The sequence below is a fragment of the Halomicronema hongdechloris C2206 genome, from assembly GCF_002075285.3.
Lineage (GTDB): Bacteria > Cyanobacteriota > Cyanobacteriia > Phormidesmidales > Phormidesmidaceae > Halomicronema_B > Halomicronema_B hongdechloris.
On sequence record NZ_CP021983.2, the window covers coordinates 886,070 to 905,859 of the forward strand.

Genomic DNA, 19,790 nt, shown 5'->3' on the forward strand with positions numbered 1-19,790 from the left:
CGATATCGCCAAACTATTAGCTCAGATGCGCAGAGTCGCTGAATCTGCTTTACAGAAGTTTGCAAATGCTCTCCTCCCCGGCATGGGCGTCATGCCCCTGGGGCCCTGGCCAGGTCTGTCACAGCTGCTAGCATGTTAAGTGCCCTGGCTGAGACAAACGAGGCCAGGAAACCTATTCTTTGCCTAGGGAGCTATGGCCGATATGCCTGGGACATTTCCCCACCTAGCGACTACGACTGCCGATGTCGCAGTCTATCGTATCCTCGACGCCAATTTGGATCGGGCCCGGGAAGGTCTACGCGTGTTAGAAGACTGGTGCCGCTTTGGCTTAAATCAGGAAGACCTGACGGAAAACCTCAAGCACCTGCGGCAATCCCTGGCTCACTGGCATACCCCTGACCTCAGAGCCGCCCGGGATACGCCGGGAGACAGGGGCACTCAACTCAGCCATCCCGATGAAGAGCAGCGCCACAGCCTCAGCGATGTGCTGCAGGTCAATTTCTGCCGCGTGCAAGAAGCCCTGCGGGTCCTAGAGGAATACGGCAAGCTCTATCAGCCAGCCATGGCAACCGCGTGCAAACACCTGCGCTACCAGATTTACAGCCTAGAGAGTGATCTGCTAGGGCACCAGCGCCAACATCAACTGCGTCAAGCCCATACCTATTTAGTGACTGCCCCCCAAGACAATCTACTGACCGTGGTGGAAGCCGCTCTCCAGGGAGGACTCCCCTTGGTGCAGTATCGGGACAAACACACCGATGATGGTTTGCGGCTGCAACGGGCTCAGGTCTTAAAGGATCTATGTCACCGTTACGGAGCCTTATTTCTGGTCAATGATCGCGTTGATCTGGCCCTGGCGGTAGATGCTGACGGGGTTCATCTAGGGCAGCAAGACCTGCCCCTGGCCACAGCCCGTCAGTTGCTGGGCAGCCATCGGATTATTGGCTGCTCCACCACTAATCCTGAGGAAATGCAACGGGCCATCCAAGCGGGGGCCGACTACATCGGCGTCGGGCCAGTCTTTGCCACTCCCACCAAGCCCGATAAGGCGGCGGCCGGACTAGACTATGTGCGCTACGCTGCAGAGCACGCTACAGTCCCCTGGTTTGCCATCGGCGGTATCGATGCAGACAATCTCGACCAGGTGATTCAGGCTGGAGCCCGGCGGGTAGCCGTGGTGCGGGCCATCATGCAGGCTGAAGCTCCGGCCCTCAGCAGCCAATTTTTTGAGACGACTCTGACTCGCCAGTCCCTCCTGTCTGTTTCTGCTTAATGCCATGACGTCATCTGCATCCACCGTGCAAATCCAAGTCAATGGAGAGCCCCATACTTGCTCGGCTCCGATCACGCTGCCGCAATTGTTAGAGCAGCTGGGGTTCAACCCACGTCTGGTGGCCGTGGAATACAACGGTGAAATCTTGCATCGACAATTCTGGCCTCAGACCCATATTCAAGGGGGAGATCGCCTGGAGGTGGTCACCATCGTCGGCGGCGGCTAATGAACGCTCTTGCGGAAATCCGCCCCTGGTTAGCCCCCCCTGGTTCGGTGCTTCCCTGAAGGGGAAACGGTAGAGTAGAAATAAACCGTGTTCTAGTTCAGCCTTGGTGATTGTCTGGCCAGGAAAACCAGTGCTCCTTACCTGGACTTGGTACACAGTTTATTGACGATGTGACTCTCTATCGAGTTCTTAATCAACCATGGTTCGACAATTGTTGCGGTGCTTCCAGCCCCTGTTCAAGTCCTTGATGGTGATCGGTCTGATTCTGACCTTGGTGTTGACTCAGGCTGACAGTGCTCTAGCGGCCCGGGGCGGGGGCCGCATCGGTGGCGGTGGGTTTCGCATGCCTAGCCGTCCCTATGCCCCGCCATCTCGCTCCTACCGGGGACCGTCTGGGGGAGGGTATGGCGGTGGCTTTGGCTTTCCCTTCATTTTTCCCTTCTTCGGTATTGGTGGCGGCTTTGGTGGCCTCTTTTCGCTGCTGATTTTCATTGCGATCGCAAATTTCCTGGTCCGCAGCTTTCGTAGCTTCCGTAATGAGGACAGCTTCGGTGGCAGCGATAATCCACCTGTAGCCGTTGCCAAGCTCCAGGTAGGCTTACTGGCCAAGGCTCGCAGCCTGCAGGACGATCTCAACCGCATGGCAGCAACGGCCAACACCGGCAGCGCCGTCGGTCTCACCCAAGTGCTGCAAGAAGCGTCCCTAGCGCTGTTACGCCACCCAGATTACTGGGCCTATGCAGCGGTCGAGTCGACTCAAACCCCGCTGCTAAAGGCCGAAGCCGAGTTTAACCGGCTCACCCTGGCCGAGCGTAGCAAAGTCTCCGAAGAAACCCTCTCTAACGTCAATAGCCAATTCAAGCAGGCTACAGCCCCTACAGCCACCGCTGACGGCGCCAACTACGCCCCCGGAGAATATATCGTGGCTACCCTGCTGGTAGCAGCCCAGGGGCGCCTGAGTCTGCCGACGGTGCGCAATGCCGAGGATTTGCGCCAAGCCCTGAGCCAGATCGGGGCCATTTCCAGCGACCGGCTGCTGGCCGTGGAAGTGCTGTGGACCCCTCAACAAACGGGGGAAACCTTGACGGGCGATGAAGTCTTAGCCGCATATCCCAATCTCACCCTGGTCTAGATTGCCATCGGCCGCAACATGCCTGGCCTTGACGTCAGTTTCCCTGACCCAGCTACCCGGGGCAGCACAATGCCCCGGGTTTTGTTCGGTTCAGGTAATGTTGCGCCATTGTTGCAAGAGGACCGTTGTCAGTTCCTGAGGGAGTCGACTAGGGCTGTTTAGATCTATCTCAGGTCTCGTCAGCGGCAACAACTACAACCCCAAAATGTTATCGATTCGCGACATTTGATCTATAAAAAGTAGTCTTTAATACAGAAACTGGATAGATTAAAAGGGACATGAACTGTCTTAACTACGGGAGGTATCGATGACCAACGGCGTTCCAGTATGGCCCCCAGATTCTTCCCCTAACCAGCTGCTCAATATTCATCGCACTAACCTATTAGCACGCCTAGAGCAGCGGATAGCAGCGGCTCAAATCCGCCACGATGAGCAGCTACTGGCCCTACTAGAGCAGGAGCGGCAACAGCTCCAGATGGGCTGGGGTCAATCCAACGATGGCAATCGGCTGGTTCGATTTTGGCAATGGCTCGAACGCGCCCTATGGTCTCCCCCAGAGCTCCAGGTTAAGTCTCTGCAGGATAAAGCCGGGCAACTCTGGTGGTATGCCTTCGATCCCAGAACCGGCAAGACCCTCTACGCCGAATCGGAAACCGACGTCATCAAGTGGATTGAAGATAATCATCTGGGATGCTGAGGCTGTTGCTTCTGAGATTAGGCCCAGGTCAATAAGAAAACCGCAAAAATGGCGTAAATCTGCGTCAAATCTGCTATGCCTGTGTATCATCATTAAGGCAATCACGGTAACCGCACCTTCGCGCGGGGATAAGACTGCTGAGATGCTACTCGTTTTATTGACCCGGATCCTGGTTTGGGCAGCCGTCGGCCTCTTGATCTGGTACGTGCTGCTCAAGTTCATTCCCCGGAACTTTCTGACTTGGTTTGGTGGGGCCATTATCCTGGCCTTGATCGTACTGTCGTTTATCGACCCTAACGATCAAACCATCGGTGCTATCTGGCAGGTGATTTCCCTGCCCCTGACGCCTTTGGGAGCGGCGGTACTGTTACTGGTGTTTTCCCTCAGCGAAGGCCTAAAAAAAGTCAAAGGCCGCCAAGTTGCGATCGCATTGTCTATCCTATTGCTGAGTAGCATCCCACTGTTGGCCCGTACCTTGGTAGCCCAGGCGGAACAGGCAGTGGAAGAAGCCTATAATGCCCAGCGGGAACTCTGCACCGACATTTGTCCAGCAGTGGGCGATGTGCCCGTGTCCCAAGTAGCGGCCATCGTCGCTGTCAGCGAGCCCATGGATGCCCCCAATATCCCCGATGACTTTCCTAGTCAGATCGATGAGGGCAACAGCTTCGCTCCAGAATTGACCTCTCGCCTCAATAGTGCTGCCTCTCTACACCGCAGTCTCCGTAACCAAGGCATCAATCCCTTGGTAATCGTCACCGCTGGTCCGGTGGCTGGCTCCGAAGAAGAGCAGCAACAGAAATCCCAGGCCCTGCGCCAACAGTTAGCCAATGGCGGTGTTCCCGCCGATCGCATCGTGGTGGAAGACACCGGCATGGATATGCATCGCGGCGCTGAAACGGTGAGAGATTTATTAGACGAACGGGGACTCCTCACCGATGACGACACCCCAGAGCGGGAGCGGACCCGGGTTGTCTTGGTGGCCCCGGCCCTGAGCATGCGCCGGGCTGCCCTGACCTATGAAGAAACTGGCTTAGAGGTGGTAGCCTGGCCCACCAACCTCTACGGCTACACCGAGCCCACCGGCGATGATACCCTAGCCCAGCTGGCTGACCTGATTCCTAGCGTGGAAGCCCTGCGACTCACTACCCGCTACTGGGAAGAACTACTCACGTCCATCTATTACTTCTTGCGAGGCTGGCTACCGCCCTTCAACGTTCGTTGGGAGACCGTAGTCGAAACCTATCAACCCTAAGGCTGCCCAGCCGTCTGTCAATTTCGTCTAGGATGAGGAAACAGACACGGCAGATCCTATGGCGCGATCGCATCTTCAAAAACTCGGCACCTATCTGCGCCCGCACTGGCGTCGCGCCAGCCTGGGTATGGTAGCCCTAATGGTTGTCAACCTCCTAGGCGTCTGGATACCCTTGCTGATTCGGGATGGTATCGACCAGCTGCAGGTGACCTTTAGCTTTAGCAAAGTTACCTACTATGTTGTGCTAGTGCTAGTCCTGGCTTCCCTGATGTGGCTGATCCGCATGGCGTCTCGCATCACCATCTTCGGCGTCGGGCGGCAAGTCGAATTCAACCTCAAGCAGCAACTGTTTGAACACCTACTCACCCTAGAACCAGCCTATTTCAGTCAGAATACAGCCGGAGAACTGATCAGCCGAGCCACCAGTGACGTTGACAATATTCGGCGTCTGTTGGGCTTTGCCGTCCTCAGCTTAGTCAATATCCTGTTTGCTTACGCCTTCACCGTCCCGGTGATGCTCTCCATCAGCGTACAATTAACCCTGATTGCCCTGGCGGTATATCCCCTGATGCTGGTGCTGGTCCAGATGTTTAGTCATCGTCTCCGCAACCAACAACTCCAGGTCCAGGAAAGGCTTTCCCGCCTCAGTGATCTGATTCAAGAAGACCTCAGCGGCATCGCCCTGATTAAAATTTATGCCCAGGAAGCCAACGAACGGCAAGCCTTTCAGGGCCTAAACCAGAATTTACTGAGGGCCAATCTCAACTTGGCCAGGACCCGCAATACTCTTTTTCCGCTGTTAGGGGGACTGGCCAGTATCAGCCTCCTTGTCATTTTGGCCACCGGTGCCAGTGCCATCGCCAATGGCGCCCTATCAGTAGGTGATTTTGTCGCCTTGATCCTTTATGTCGAACGTCTGGTCTTTCCCACCGCTCTCCTAGGCTTTACCATCACCGCCTACCAACGGGGCGAAGTCAGCATTGACCGGGTAGAGGCCATCCTCAATGCCCAGCCTCAAATTCAAAATTCATCCCATCCCATCGCCATCGACCCCGAGCAGATCACAGGCCATCTGTTAGTACGAGATCTGACCTACCACTATCCCAACGCCCCAACACCGGCCCTCAACCACGTGCACTTCGAGGTGTTTCCTGGCGAGACGGTTGCCATTGTGGGACCAGTTGGATCGGGCAAATCAACCCTGGCCAATGCCTTACCCCGCCTATTAGACATTGCCTCCGGTCACATTTTTCTAGATAGTTACGATGTCACCAAACTCGCTCTCCGGGATCTGCGTCGCACGATTGCCTATGTTCCCCAAGATAGTTTTCTATTCAGCGCAACCATTGGGGATAATATCCGCTATGGTGAACCCTTAGATGAGCTCGTCAATGTAGAGTACGCGGCCAAACAAGCTCAAATTCATCCAGAAATTCGCAACTTTCCGCAGCAATACCACACCATTGTCGGTGAACGGGGCATTACCCTCTCAGGAGGCCAACGTCAGCGCACTGCGCTAGCCCGAGCCCTACTGATAGACGCCCCCATTTTGATCCTGGATGATGCCCTATCCAGTGTGGACAATCAAACCGCAACCATGATCCTGAAAAATCTATCCCAGGGAGCTCAGCAAAAGACAGTGCTGTTTATCTCCCACCAGATGGGAGCTGCTGCCCTAGCCGATCGGATTTTGGTCATGGACGCCGGTCAAGTAGTGCAGTCAGGCAACCACGAACAGCTCCTCGATCAGCCTGGCCTCTATCGGTCCCTTTGGGAACAACACAAATTGGAAGAAGTGCTTTATTGAACCACTTCCATGATTCTAAACATGGGCAAGTACATCGAGATCAGAATCGACCCCACCATACCGCCCAAGAAAATAATCATCAAAGGCTCAATCACGCTGGTCAGCGCCTTGACCGCCTGTTCTACTTCATCCTCGTAGAAGTCAGCCACCTTCATCAGCATTTGATCGAGCTCTCCGGTTTCCTCACCAATGCTAATCATCTGAATTGCCATGATCGGAAAGACTTGGTGCTTCTGCAGCGCCAAACTGATCATGCCGCCCGTCTGAATTTCCTTGCGAGACTCTTCCACCGCATCTGAAATCACCTGGTTACCAGCCGTGTCTCGCACAATTTCCAAGGCGGTAAGAATCGGCACCCCGGAGCGAGATAGGGCCCCAAAGGTACGGCAAAATCGGGCTGTGGCTGTCTTCTGAATCAGATCTCCAAACAGGGGCATCTTCAAGAAGAAACGGTCCATGGTGCGACGCCCCACTGGCGTGGCATAGTAACGCCGATACAGAAAGCCTGCCGCGATGATCACAGCAGCTGCCAACACCCAATTGAGAGGCTGCCGCAGAAAATCACTGATTCCCAGCATGATCTGGGTGAATACGGGCAGATCAGCATCGAACTGTTCAAAAATCTCGGCAAATGTTGGCAGCAAGAAGACGGTCATGGCGATGAAAATCACCACCGCCAAAATTCCCACCGTGACTGGATAGGTTAGTGCTGAGCGAATCTGGTTCTGTAATCGGTTCAGGTCTTCTAGCAGCTTAGCCAGACGGTTCAGCACCTCGTCCAGCACCCCGCCGACTTCTCCCGCTTGGATCAGGCTCACGTAGAGATTATCGAAACAATGGGGATGCTTGCGCATCGAGTCTGACAGACTGGTGCCTTGCTGAACTTCTGCGTTGACATCCTGAACCGCTTGCTTCAGCTTGGGATTGGGGCACTCTTCCGCCAGGACTCCCAAGCCTCGCACTAACCCCACCCCAGCATTCACTAGGGCGGCAAATTGTCGTGAAAAGACCGCTTTGTCCTTAACGCTAACCGTCGTTAGCGCTGTCTGCAGATCCTTTAAATCTAAATTGAACCCTCGCTCTTCGCGAAGGTCTTGAATGAACAGCCCTCGCTCTCTTAGGAGAGTACGCGCATCGTTAGGAGAGGCCGCATTGACGCGTTCTCGTCTGGATTGTCCGGTGGTATCTCGGCCAGTGGCAACATAGGTAGGCATAGCTGTTCAAGCCGTTAACTCATAAACTCTAGCCCTGTAAGGCTCTCGGCAAAGAGGGGGCATCCTAGTCCTTGACGCCGACATAGACGGTGCTCAGCAACTGCTCACGACTCCTGCTGGGATATCCCTAGCCTGATAAGCAAAGCAGGCCAGGACCAATTTTCTGGCTGCAAGCTGTCAGATAGCTCTCTAGGTTGGACATAGTAGAATTGTCCAATGTCCTGAGCTCCCTGACGAAGGCAATATATGCTGCAAACTTAGCATAAAAGCCTGCCAGCAGACTGGTTGGCCTGTTATCTTTTCCCTTTTTCCGACGTCTGACTACAGACCAATCCCGATCGCTGTCCTCGATGACTGTCCCTGATTAACGGCGGGTGCCGGCATAGCCTCCAGGTCGACTCCCAGGGGGCTGGGCCGCAGCAGGGCCAGTGCCAATGAGACGCTGGAGTTCGTCTGGGCGAGAGGTCTTAGACATAGCGGCCTCAAAGGAGATGCTTCCCTCCTTGTAGAGCTTGGCTAGCACCATTTCTAGAGTATGCATGCCCAACTTACCACCCGTCTGAATCGCTCCATAAATCTGGGCTGTCTTACCTTCTCGAATCAGGTTGGCAATGGCTGGGGTAACCAGCATGATTTCCTGGGCCATCACCCGGCCAAACTCACCGGGTTTCGGGTTCAGCTTGGGCATTAGTGTCTGACTCAAGACGGCCACCAAGGAGTTGGACAACTGCACCCGAATTTGCTGTTGTTGCTCTGGAGGAAATACATCCACCATGCGGTCAACGGTTTGGGCGGCTGAGCTGGTATGAAGAGTGCCAAAGACTAAGTGGCCCGTTTCAGCAGCGGTGATCGCCAGGGAGATAGTCTCTAAATCCCGCATTTCACCCACCAGGATGACATCGGGGTCTTCCCGCAGGGCTGCCCGCAGAGCGTTGGCGAAGCTCTTGGTGTCTTCACCGATCTGCCGTTGGTGTACCAAGCTCTTAATGGGCTCGTAGACAAATTCGATGGGATCTTCAATGGTGAGAATGTGCTCTGGCCGAGACATGTTGATGTTGTTAATCATGGATGCCAGAGTGGTGGATTTCCCCGATCCGGTGGGGCCAGTCACCAAGATTAAGCCCCTGGGCTTTTCTGAGAGTTCTCGGACGATATTGGGCAGGCCTAAAACTTCCATGCTGGGAATTTTGGAGCTGAGGGCCCGTAAACAAGCTGCATAGGTGCCTCGATCCTTGTAGACATTGACCCGAAAACGCGCTAAACCCCGTACCCCATAGGAACAGTCCAGCTCCCAATTTTGCTCTAGGTTCTTGCGCTGGGTATTGTTGAGCATGCTGAAGATAAGGCGCTGACACCCTTCTGGGGAAAGGGGTTCATGGTCGGTGGGGGTCAGCTTGCCGTTGATTCGAATGTAGGGGGGCAATCCTGCTGACAGGTGTAGGTCTGATCCGCCTCTCTCAACGACCTCTTCCATTAAGTCTTCAATCATTAAATCCATAGGGCTACCTCGTGGTTGTGATGGGGTCCAAGTCGGTGGGCAATCTGTACCAAAGCTTAGAGGACAGGGTGCCCAAATTGGGCTGTGTCGCGATCAGCTGAGCCCTAATTTTGGAAACGGGAGGTGAGACAATAGGGGCAATCTAGCCATTCGGGCTTGAGGCCAGCACCGCAATTGGAGCAGGTAAGAGAAGCCCGGCGCCGGGCCTTCAACTCAGATTCAAGCCCCGTATCGCTGAAGGTCACTCGTTCGACTTCTTCTAGAGTGGTGTAGCCTTGCCGAACCAAGTTAAGGCTATAGGCCAACAGCGTTTGCATGCCCTCGTCAACAGCAAGTTCCTTGATTTGCTCGGTTGGGGCTCCCTCGGAGATGAGTTTTTGCAGGTTTTCGGTAATACGCATGACTTCGTAAACCCCTACCCGGCCAGAGTAACCTCCGCCCTGGCACTGGCGGCAGAGGGTGCCATTTTGATTGGCAGCCGTGATTTGTTCGGGAGAAAGGGTATTGGCCTTGTAGAAGGTAATCTCGCTCTCACGGGAAGCAGTGAGGCCGAATCGCGCCAGATCCTCGACACTAGGGCTGTAGGCAATGCGACAATTGGTGCAAACACGGCGCATTAGTCGCTGAGCCAGTACCCCAATCAGAGCACTGGAGACCATAAACGATTCTACGCCCATCTCATCAAGACGTGCGATCGCACCGGCAGCATCATTGGTATGGAGCGTTGTCAGCACCAAGTGCCCCGTCAGGGCAGCTTCAATGGCCGTTTTAGCCGTTTCGGGGTCACGGGTCTCACCCACCAAGATCACATCGGGGTCTTGTCGCAAAAAGGCCCGCAGGATAGAGGCAAAATCCATCCCCTTCTCCCGCAGCACCTGTACCTGCGTGATGCCCGCCAGCGTATATTCAATCGGATCTTCCGCCGTACTGATATTAATCGTAGGGCTATTGCGCTCGGCCAGGGCCGAATAGAGCGTCGTGGTTTTACCAGAGCCGGTGGGTCCCGTCACCAAAATCAAACCATAGGGACGAGACACCATCTCCTGCACAACCTTCAAGGTCTCTGCATCGGTAATCAGGTTATCCAACCCCAGTTGAGTGGAGGTATTGTCCAGGATTCGCAACACCACCTTTTCGCCAAAACGGCTCGGCAACGTGCTAACCCGAAAGTCTACCTTGCGATTCTGAAAGGCCCGTCGGATTCTGCCGTCTTGAGGTACCCGACGCTCCGCGATATCCAGCTCAGCAATGATCTTAAAGCGGGCCGTCACTGCTGGAATAATCTTCTTAGGCATTTTGGGCAGGGCTTCCCGCAAGACGCCATCCTTGCGGAACCGTACCCGCAGGTGATCTTCTTGAGGCTCCACATGGATGTCGGAGGCATTCTCTTGCAATGCCTTAACCAAGATTTTGTTGACTAGGGCAATGACCGGAGCCGCCCCAGCATCCTTGAGGGCTTCCCCGAGATCAGCCTCTTCCTCGGCAATGGTCCCTAACGCATCGACTTCATTGAGATCCAGTTCCTCTAAGCTGGTGGTAACATCAACCGCCTCATCCAGCTCCTTTTTGCTTTCCCGCGCCACCTTTTCATCCAGGTAGCCAGAAATCAGCCGTTGATAGTCCTCAACGGTGATCACCATGCGTCGCAACTTTAAGTTTTGCTGACGTAAGATGCGGTTTAGATCATCCTGAGCTTCTAAATTCTCAGGATCGACCATCGCCACCAATACTGAAGGCACCTCATTATCATCATCGCGAGACAAGGGCACTAGACGATGGCGGCGACAGACGTCAACCGGAATCAGCGAATCAATCAGCTGGGTAATTTGCTGATTGGAAATACTGTCAATTTCTGGATCAAGCGACTCTACCCCGTAGAGAATCTTCAACTCAAAGAGTTGCTGCTTCTTATACTGACGCAGGAGCTCTGGCGAAAGCTGCTGCCCCGTCATCGATTCCAGCACATCCGTGAGGCTACGACCCGATTTGCGGCTCTCAACCAGTGCCTGCTGCATCTGATCCGAGTCCACATAACCAGCCTGGATCAGCTTATTGCCGAAGGGTGAGAAGCTCCTTTGCAGAACGAGCGCTCGCCGCGATGAAGAGGAGTTAGTCATAGCTGATGCAAAGAATCCTTAACCGAGCCTGCCAAAATTCATGTCATAGCGACTTTAAGCACGGGGGCTCAGCCATCTACAGCTTACCCCTTGTCCCCCGATGATAGCTGCATACCTCCGGACTCTACCAATGTTTTTCCTAAAGCGATACTCAGCCCATCCCGAAAATGGTGGTCTTCTTAGTCCTCTCAGCTCTGGCCTCGGATCAGGGCTAGCCTGTACGGGGCCGATTGTAGGACGGTGGGCCTCACAAGGTATTCCGAGGTAGGGTAAGACGCGCTGGGCAAAGCCGCGTAATAATATAAGTTAATCTTCAAGGGAAGTCTGCCCCGCCGTAAATGAATGGACCTTGTCGTAACAAGTTATGTCAGGGTCTCCATTCTTCCTACTAATTGTTTGTTGGCATTCAGATCCGAGCACCATGATTGACAACGTGAATCGCACTGACCACCCTCAAGACAACGCACCTGAAATGGCCACCAACCCTGCCGACCATACCCGTGAGAACAATGATGTCGAAGAACTACGGGAGGAGGATGCAGCGGTCAACATTGACTTCGAGGGCAACCAGGCACCCTCAGTGGAGGCTCAATCAACGGCTGCTCCTGATGGCGCTGAGGCAATTGCTGAAGCAGTTGATCAGTCGGAATCCACAGAGGGTATTGATTACCCAGCCATCGTGGCCGATTTAGAGCGCCAGCTGGCTACTTTGAAAGCCCAGTTTGAGGATCGCAATGGCCAGTACGCTAGGATCGCGGCCGATTTCGACAACTACCGGAAACGCACTAGCAAAGAGAAAGAGGATCTCGAAGTTCAGATTAAGTGCAACACCATCAGTGAGTTGTTGCCAGTGGTCGATAACTTCGAGCGGGCGCGATCGCAAATCAAGCCCCAGACAGACCAAGAAATGACCATCCACAAAAGTTATCAGAGCGTCTATAAACAGCTAGTTGAATGCCTCAAACGGCTCGGCGTATCAGCCATGCGGGCAGAAGGGCAAGAATTCGATCCCACCCTTCATGAAGCCGTCATGCGTGAGCCAACCGATCAATATCCAGAAGGCACCATCATGGAAGAGCTGGTGCGGGGATATCTACTGGGAGAGCGGGTTCTGCGCCATGCCATGGTCAAGGTTGCCACTGCTCCCGAACCCAACACCCCGTCGACTGAGGAGGTAGAGTCAGCCCCTGAAGATTAACCTGATCACAGGTAACCTAGGGGATATGCATCCTATCGGCTAAGGTAGGAGCCGAGACTGCAACTTCTCCGGCTGTTTTTCGAGTGTGTGCCCAAGAGTGGGCCATCTGAGACAACATGCGTTAACGTTGAGTTGCAATTTCGCATCCAAATCTCTTGTTGCGATTTGTCTAGAGCCGTGAGCTATGGGAAAAGTCATTGGTATTGATTTGGGCACCACCAATAGCTGTGTTGCTGTTCTCGAGGGAGGGCAACCCGCAGTAATCGCCAGCACCGAAGGCGGACGCACCGTCCCCAGTATGGTCGGCTTCGGTAAAAATGGTGAACGCTTGGTTGGTCAACTCGCCAAGCGTCAGGCCGTCACCAATGCAGAAAATACGGTTTACAGCATCAAGCGGTTCATTGGTCGGCGCTGGGATGATACGTCAGAGGAGCGGACTCGCATGCCCTACCTATGTGTGAAAGGGCGTGACAATACCGTAGATGTTCAAATTCGTGGCACGACATATACACCTCAAGAAATTTCAGCCATGATCCTGCAAAAACTAAAGCAGGATGCTGAAGCCTATCTGGGCGAAGAGGTCACTCAGGCCGTCATTACCGTGCCAGCCTATTTCACCGATGCTCAGCGGCAAGCCACTAAGGATGCTGGCACCATCGCTGGCCTAGAAGTCCTTCGTATTATCAATGAGCCGACGGCTGCCTCCCTATCCTATGGGTTAGATAAACAAGATCAAGACCAAACGGTATTGGTCTTCGACCTAGGCGGTGGGACCTTCGACGTATCAATCCTACAGTTAGGAGATGGCGTCTTCGAAGTTAAAGCCACCTCAGGCAATAACCACTTGGGTGGGGATGACTTTGATACCTGCATCCTCAGGTGGATTGTAGATAGCTTTCGCGAGCAGGAAGGCATCGACCTATCAACGGATCGGATGGCCCTACAGCGGATTCGAGAAGCCGCTGAAAAAGCCAAGATTGAGCTGTCGAGCATGCCAACCACATCCATCAATCTACCCTTCATCACCGCCGATGATACTGGGCCTAAGCACCTGGAGATGAGCCTGAGCCGAGCCCAATTTGAGCAGTTAGCCAAAGCGCTGATTCGAGGCACCCTCGAACCCGTGGCTCAGGCCCTTAAGGACGCCGATCTCGCTCCTGAGGAAATTGATCGAATTTTGTTAGTAGGAGGTTCCACTCGCATCCCCGCGGTCCAGGAAGCCATTACTAGCTATTTCAAGGGCAAAACTCCTGATCGTTCCGTGAATCCGGATGAAGCAGTGGCCCTGGGTGCATCCATCCAAGCTGGTGTGTTGGGGGGAGAAATGCAGGATCTGCTCCTGCTAGATGTGACGCCTCTCTCCCTCGGCATTGAAACGTTAGGAGAAGTCTTCACCAAGATCATCGAACGGAACACCACCATTCCCACTAGCAAGACTCAAATTTTCTCAACGGCCACCGATGGTCAAACCTCTGTAGAGGTCCACGTACTCCAGGGAGAACGGGCCATGGCCAAAGATAATAAGAGTTTAGGGAAGTTTCAGTTGACCGGGATCCCACCAGCGCCTAGAGGAGTGCCTCAAATTGAGGTGTGCTTTGAGATTGATGCTGATGGCATCTTGCAAGTCTCTGCTCGAGATAAAGGAACTGGCCGTGAACAGGGAATCCGGATCACCAATACCGGTGGTCTGAGTACCGACGAAGTCGAGCGCATGCGGCAGGAGGCAGAGGTCTATGCCGATGAAGATGCGCGGCGTAAGAGCCTCGCCGATCTGCGTAATCGCGCCGATAGCCTGTTCTACAGCTATGAGTCCACCATGCGCGACAACGCCGATTTGATGGACGATATTCTGAAAGAAGACGTTACCGAAAAAGCGACAGAACTTAGGGCGGCGCTAAATGACCGAGCGATTACTCCAGAAGAGTTACAGAGTAAAATCGACGGTCTTCAGCAGGCTCTCTTTGCGGTAGGTGCTACTCTCTACCAGCAAGCTGAGCAAGGTGGTGATGAAAGTGATGCGGAGTATATGGACCCTGCTTATGATGGTGCCGATGCCGATGCTGAGGAGGGCACCTATGGCGGCGATGGTCATGACGGCGACGCCATAGACAGCGGTGATGGTGGAGATAGTGAGGACGAATTTGGCCTAGATGACCTGGATGCCACAGTCACCGCTGATTATGAGGCCATTGACTAGGGCCCGGCAAAATCATGTAGCCCCCGACGACTCCATATTTAGGTCGCTAGCCAGAATACAGGATCAGTTTTTACAATATGTTAATGCTTTAAAGATAAAGCTTCAAAAGCACCATGTTAGGTAATTGATTGTCGCTGCAGTTGCTCAAATTAGCCCTCTATGGCCCGCGATTACTACGAAATCCTAGGTATTACTCGTAATGCTAATCAAGAAGATGTTAAGCGAGCCTACCGTCGCCTAGCTCGTAAATATCATCCTGATGTCAATAAGGAACCTGGAGCCGAAGAGACGTTTAAGGAGATAAATCGAGCCTACGAGGTGCTCTCGGAACCAGAAATACGGGCTCGCTACGATCGCTTTGGTGAGGCTGGTGTCGGCGGTGCTGCTACTGCCGGGGCGGCAGGCTTTCAAGATTTTGCCGATATGGGCGGGTTCGCCGATATCTTTGAGAGTTTTTTTGGGGGCTTCGGAGGTGGCATGGGTACGGCTGCCCGACGTCGGGGCCCCACCCGAGGTGATGACCTACGCCTCGATCTGAAGCTAGATTTTACCGAGGCCATCTTTGGTGGTGAGAAAGAAATCAAGATTGGCCATCTAGAAACCTGCTCAACCTGTAATGGTTCCGGGGCCAAACCAGGAACACGACCTCGTACTTGCTCCACCTGTAGCGGTTCAGGCCAGGTGCGGCGGGCCACTCGGACTCCATTTGGCAGTTTTACCCAAGTGTCTACCTGTCCTACCTGTAGTGGTACAGGGGAGATGATCGAAGACCGTTGTGAAGTCTGCGGTGGTAGCGGTCAGAAACAAGAGACGAAAAAACTCAAAATTAATATCCCCGCTGGTGTGGATAACGGCACTCGACTGCGGGTATCAGGAGAAGGGGATGCTGGCCAGCGAGGGGGGCCACCTGGAGACCTCTATGTCTATTTATTCGTTAACGAGCATGCGACATTTCGCCGAGATGGTATCAATATTCTCTCGAACCTCAAGGTTAGCTATCTGCAAGCTATCTTGGGCTGTAAGTTAAACGTCACCACCGTGGATGGGCAGGTGGAATTGGAAATTCCTGCCGGAACCCAACCTGGCACAGTGCTGACCTTAGAGAATCATGGCGTCCCTCGGTTGGGCAATCCGGTCAGTCGAGGTGATCATCTGATTACGGTTAATGTTGAAATTCCGACCCGATTGAAGCCAGAAGAGCGAGAATTGATTGCTAAGTTGGCTGAGATTCGTGGGGAAACTGTCAATCGAGGTGGAATTGAAGGATTTCTAGGAGGACTATTTCGCGGATGAGTCATGGCAACACGAGGGCGACTCCCTCGAATCAGTCTGATCAGGTTGATGTCGCTACTACTCCAGCGAAAACCCTTGATTTGCGTGGGACTCCGTGCCCTATCAATTTTGTGCGGACCAAGCTCACCCTAGACCAAATGCCAACAGGTACCGTGCTTGAGGTTTGGCTTGATCCTGGAGAACCTATCGAGCAAGTGCCGGATAGTTTATCCATGGAGGGATATTTACTGCAGTCCCTTGAGGAGTGTGCCGGGTATTTTGTGCTGCGGGTTAGTCATCCCACCTCAATGCCCGCATAGGAAAGCCTGCACTGTTAGCTGAGAGCATCATTGCTATGCTGAGATCGGTGCTTTGCTGGTGACAGAGATGTCGACAATCATGATCAGTCAGTACTTTCAGCGACTACGCTGATATGTTCGAAGACTTTCCGGCTACCTTGGGATCACCTACGCAGGGCAAGGGCTACAGAGGCATTGTCTTGGCGGCCCAAGCAAATTACTACTGGGTGCAGCTGGATGATCTTGAAGCCCAAGGGGGGCCTTGGGATAGGCGGCAGTTGCTCTGTACCCGGCGGACACGATTGAAGAAGATCGGTCAGCAGGTCATGGTTGGAGACCAGGTCTGGGTCGAGGAACCGGACTGGGCGGGAGGACGTGGTGCGATCGCACAGGTTGCTCCTCGTCAAACAGTCCTAGATCGCCCCCCCGTAGCCAACGCCGATCACATCCTGCTGGTCTTTGCCCTAGCAGACCCCGCCCTAGATCCATACCAACTTAGTCGGTTTCTGGTTAAGGCAGAGTCTACGGGCTTACGGGTGAGTTTATGCCTCAACAAGCGAGATTTAGTGACTCCAGCCACCGAGCACCACTGGATAGAGCGCTTGCAACAATGGGGCTATCAGCCACTCTGCATCAGTGTTCGGGCTAGAACCCCATGGCCTACCCTAAAAGCACAGTTACGACACCATATCACCATCATCTCTGGTCCCTCTGGGGTGGGCAAATCGAGTTTAATCAACTGCCTGATTCCAGAAGCCGACCTGCGCACTAGTCAAGTATCTGGTAAGTTAGGGCACGGTCGCCATACCACTCGCCATGTGGAGCTATTCACCTTACCCACGGGCGGGTTACTGGCCGATACTCCCGGCTTTAACCATCCTGATATCGAGTGCTCGCCGGCAACATTGGCCCTGTGCTTCCCCGAAATTCGTCGCCGCTTGCAGGCAGCGACTTGCCAGTTCAATGATTGCCTGCATCGAGACGAGCCTGGCTGTGCCGTGCGCGGGGACTGGGAACGTTATGGGCACTATCAGAGGCTACTGACTGAAGCCTTGGCCCATCAGGAGACTATCTCTCAACAAACCCAGAGCGAATCGACCTTAAAGGGCAAAACCACAGCAGCTGGGCAAGTCCACCACGAACCCAAGCTCAATGTCAAAAAATATCGCCGTCCCTCTCGCCGCCGCCGCAATCAGGCTCTACAAGACCTCTACCATGACCTCTTGGCAGACGCAGAACTCTCCGAAGAAATAGCGTGGGAGGACGATAGCTGAGGTGGTTGCGATAGGCCAAAGATTTGGCCGCCGCACAACACATCGTGGCGGCGACTTTTGCCTCTAAGGTGTAGACCCAGTAATGACCAATTGTCCATCTACCACTTGTACCTGCTCGAGTACGATACCGGACTGCTTTAGCAGTTGCGTCAGGGCTTGCTGCAGCTGTTGAGGAGATAGCCCTAGGCCCTGAGCTACTTCAGTTAACGGAACACTCACACGACCGATGCGAAGACTACTCTGCTGATCAAATACCAACTGTCCTTGGTCAATACGAGGCCGCCCTTCGATACCGATATAGATGTCGCGGTTAGAGAGCATGGGTGCCACTTGGGTCAGTTGGTTGAGCGCTCCTTGGGCAGCCACCGGTAATTGATCCTGGGGCACCTCCGCCAAGTTAATCACCAGACCACTCGAAATGCGCTCCCCTTCAATGGTCGTGCTCATGCCCTTGGCCGCATTTACCAAGGGTTCGGCCTGGGGAGTCTGAGCCATGGCACTGGCCAACACTTGAGTTAACTCTGCTTCGCTGAGCTGGATTTTGACGGAGCCATCACTGGCTCGTCCCTCCGCTAATTTACGACTGAGTAATGCTTGAGCAGTAGTCGTGGCCGTTAAGGGAGCTTGCCCAGAGGTCGTATATTCCGTGGGCAGGTAGGTGGCTCGGTTCCAGTAATACGCTCCTACCCCAACAATGGCACCGATTGCGATAAAGAAGCCAAGCAAATATTTGGGTTTCACTAGGTTACCTCTTCTAGTATTTAGACTGGCCTGCCCTATGGAATAGGCTACCTCCAAAACAGAAGCCCCCCTACCCATCCCATTGGCTCTGCCGTAATTTGATCTTTTGTGAAGATTACATGAAGATAAGTCGCGCCTCCAATCAATTTTTCACACGTTCATAGGGACTAGGGCTTGGTCTTTAGGTGAGGCTGAAATACCCTGTAGATTGGCCTCAAGAGCAGCAGCAGCATGGCAAGAGAGACGATCCCCATGCCGGAGATCCGTAGAAACGCGCTTGTAGGCTTCTAATTCGGCAGTTAGGCTGTATAGGTGCCATTGATCCTACTATGCTCTTGCCATTGTCATTCTCTCGAGGCACACGATGCGGATGACACCGGTGTCATTCCGTCGGGCCTGCACTACCCGGGCCATCTGCAGATGGAGTGGTCCGATACTCATTTCCAGTTGCCATGCAAACTCAAGTCACCGCTGCGCTTAAGGATAAAACCTTGATCCTGCTGAAGGAGTATCAGCAGACTGCTTCCCCAGATACCCGTAATCGCTTGGTGAAGCTGAACTTGGGCTTGGTAAGGCGGGAAGCTCATCGCTGGCTGGCATGTTCTGACGAAACCTTTGATGATTTGATGCAGGTGGGTAGCCTAGGACTCATCCGAGCAATTGAGCGCTTCGATCTCGCTAAGGGCTATGCCTTTAGTTCCTTTGCGATTCCTTACATCCGAGGTGAGATTCAGCACTATCTACGAGACAAAGGCTGCTCTGTGCGAATTCCCCGGCGCTGGCAGACCCTCTACACCCAGGGCAGTGCCATTAGCCGTCAACTCCGTTTAGAGTTGAATCGGCCCCCTCAAGATAGAGAAATTGCTGCAAAGTTGGATATCTCTCTAGAGGAATGGCAACAGGTTAAACTGGCGGTTCGTAATCGATGGTTGGTCAGTTTGGATGCACCAATTTACGATGATGAAGAGGGGTCAGCGTCTTTAGGCGATGTGCTTCCGGATCCCAAATATAAGAGTTTTCAGCTAGCTCAAGAGGATCGAATTCGGTTGCAACAAGCTCTCCATCAATTGGAACAACGGACCCGGGATGTCTTAGAGTTTGTCTTTCTTCATGATCTGACCCAAAAGGAAACAGCAGACCGTCTTGGCATCAGTTCCGTAACCGTGTCCCGGCGAGTGAAGCAGGGCCTGACGCGATTACGATCCCTGTTGGGGTCTACAGATGAGACGTAGACGTGGTTGGTAAACCACCTGGGCAAGCGGTAGAGCCAGCTTTCTCGCCCGATCGTTTAGAGGATTCCAAAAATCTTGCTCTGACGACTATTTAGACGGTTTGTAAATCACCTCGCAGATAGATTCTGCTCAGATGCGATCGCACCTGCACCATCTGTGCCAAGATGCGCTATGGTTGAGAGCGAAATCAAGGTACAGCATATTTAAAGCTAGTAAGGCACATGGATAACCATGAGCCCCTTGCTGTCAGGAGGTAGGCTATACCTCACCCAGCAAAGAAATGCTGTAGTAGAGCCACAGGTTGATTGTCGACTCACGAACCGTCACGGCCTTGATCGCATCTCCTAAGTCTAGGGGAAGT

General features: G+C 53.6%; 16 protein-coding genes. 12 read left to right on the forward strand and 4 right to left on the reverse strand.

Going from position 1 to position 19,790, the window contains the following annotated elements; genetic code table 11:
* Nucleotides 1-193 precede the first annotated feature (193 nt).
* From XM38_RS04165 to XM38_RS04185, 6 genes are all read left to right on the forward strand, one after another.
* Nucleotides 194-1,273 carry a thiamine phosphate synthase gene (locus tag XM38_RS04165; protein ID WP_088429160.1) on the forward strand — a complete coding sequence of 360 codons (1,080 nt, stop codon included), beginning with the start codon at nucleotides 194-196 and terminating at the stop codon, nucleotides 1,271-1,273.
* A 4-nt stretch (nucleotides 1,274-1,277) separates the two neighbouring features.
* Complete coding sequence (gene thiS, locus XM38_RS04170; RefSeq protein ID WP_080809465.1) at nucleotides 1,278-1,499, forward strand: sulfur carrier protein ThiS; 222 nt, start codon at nucleotides 1,278-1,280, stop codon at nucleotides 1,497-1,499.
* A 199-nt stretch (nucleotides 1,500-1,698) separates the two neighbouring features.
* Nucleotides 1,699-2,631: a DUF1517 domain-containing protein gene (locus XM38_RS04175; protein ID WP_080809464.1), complete on the forward strand. Its 933-nt coding sequence runs from the start codon at nucleotides 1,699-1,701 to the stop codon at nucleotides 2,629-2,631.
* A 307-nt stretch (nucleotides 2,632-2,938) separates the two neighbouring features.
* Nucleotides 2,939-3,328, forward strand: coding sequence for a hypothetical protein (locus XM38_RS25725; protein ID WP_187329269.1), 390 nt, complete (start codon nucleotides 2,939-2,941; stop codon nucleotides 3,326-3,328).
* 142 nt (nucleotides 3,329-3,470) lie between these two features.
* Nucleotides 3,471-4,580, forward strand: a complete 1,110-nt coding sequence (locus XM38_RS04180) for a YdcF family protein (RefSeq protein ID WP_187329270.1) — start codon at nucleotides 3,471-3,473, stop codon at nucleotides 4,578-4,580.
* A gap of 58 nt (nucleotides 4,581-4,638) precedes the next feature.
* Complete coding sequence (locus tag XM38_RS04185) at nucleotides 4,639-6,387, forward strand: ABC transporter ATP-binding protein (RefSeq protein WP_080809459.1); 1,749 nt, start codon at nucleotides 4,639-4,641, stop codon at nucleotides 6,385-6,387.
* On the opposite strand, the gene XM38_RS04190 is transcribed toward XM38_RS04185, so the two are convergent.
* From XM38_RS04190 to XM38_RS04200, 3 genes are all read right to left on the reverse strand, one after another.
* Nucleotides 6,381-7,601 (reverse strand): type II secretion system F family protein, encoded by a 1,221-nt coding sequence (locus XM38_RS04190; protein ID WP_080809456.1) that lies wholly within the window; start codon nucleotides 7,599-7,601, stop codon nucleotides 6,381-6,383. The two genes, XM38_RS04185 and XM38_RS04190, sit on opposite strands and share 7 nt — an antisense overlap.
* Nucleotides 7,602-7,965: 364 nt before the next feature.
* On the reverse strand, nucleotides 7,966-9,099 hold the full coding sequence (locus tag XM38_RS04195; RefSeq protein WP_080809454.1) for a type IV pilus twitching motility protein PilT: 1,134 nt from the start codon (nucleotides 9,097-9,099) through the stop codon (nucleotides 7,966-7,968).
* Nucleotides 9,100-9,203: 104 nt separating this feature from the next.
* Complete coding sequence (locus tag XM38_RS04200; RefSeq protein WP_080809451.1) at nucleotides 9,204-11,216, reverse strand: GspE/PulE family protein; 2,013 nt, start codon at nucleotides 11,214-11,216, stop codon at nucleotides 9,204-9,206.
* A 421-nt stretch (nucleotides 11,217-11,637) separates the two neighbouring features.
* Here XM38_RS04200 and grpE point away from each other — a divergent pair, with 421 nt between their 5' ends.
* From grpE to rsgA, 5 genes are all read left to right on the forward strand, one after another.
* Nucleotides 11,638-12,414, forward strand: coding sequence for a nucleotide exchange factor GrpE (grpE, locus tag XM38_RS04205; protein WP_080809449.1), 777 nt, complete (start codon nucleotides 11,638-11,640; stop codon nucleotides 12,412-12,414).
* 184 nt (nucleotides 12,415-12,598) lie between these two features.
* Nucleotides 12,599-14,611 (forward strand): molecular chaperone DnaK, encoded by a 2,013-nt coding sequence (gene dnaK / locus XM38_RS04210; protein ID WP_088429162.1) that lies wholly within the window; start codon nucleotides 12,599-12,601, stop codon nucleotides 14,609-14,611.
* Nucleotides 14,612-14,770: 159 nt separating this feature from the next.
* Nucleotides 14,771-15,904, forward strand: coding sequence for a molecular chaperone DnaJ (gene dnaJ / locus XM38_RS04215; RefSeq protein WP_080809445.1), 1,134 nt, complete (start codon nucleotides 14,771-14,773; stop codon nucleotides 15,902-15,904).
* A complete protein-coding gene (locus XM38_RS04220) occupies nucleotides 15,901-16,203 on the forward strand; it encodes a sulfurtransferase TusA family protein (protein ID WP_080809443.1) in 303 nt (100 codons plus the stop codon). The genes dnaJ and XM38_RS04220 overlap by 4 nt, the downstream gene beginning before the upstream one ends.
* A gap of 137 nt (nucleotides 16,204-16,340) precedes the next feature.
* The gene (gene rsgA, locus XM38_RS04225; protein ID WP_225889179.1) at nucleotides 16,341-17,456 is read left to right on the forward strand and encodes a small ribosomal subunit biogenesis GTPase RsgA; all 1,116 of its coding nucleotides are present in this window, start codon (nucleotides 16,341-16,343) and stop codon (nucleotides 17,454-17,456) included.
* 63 nt (nucleotides 17,457-17,519) lie between these two features.
* Here the strand turns inward: rsgA and XM38_RS04230 are convergent, their stop codons facing one another.
* A complete protein-coding gene (locus XM38_RS04230) occupies nucleotides 17,520-18,197 on the reverse strand; it encodes a hypothetical protein (protein WP_080809437.1) in 678 nt (225 codons plus the stop codon).
* Between the two features lie 452 nt (nucleotides 18,198-18,649).
* On the opposite strand from XM38_RS04230, the gene XM38_RS04235 reads away from it, so the two are divergent.
* A complete protein-coding gene (locus XM38_RS04235) occupies nucleotides 18,650-19,429 on the forward strand; it encodes an RNA polymerase sigma factor SigF (RefSeq protein ID WP_080809435.1) in 780 nt (259 codons plus the stop codon).
* Nucleotides 19,430-19,790: the final 361 nt, after the last annotated feature.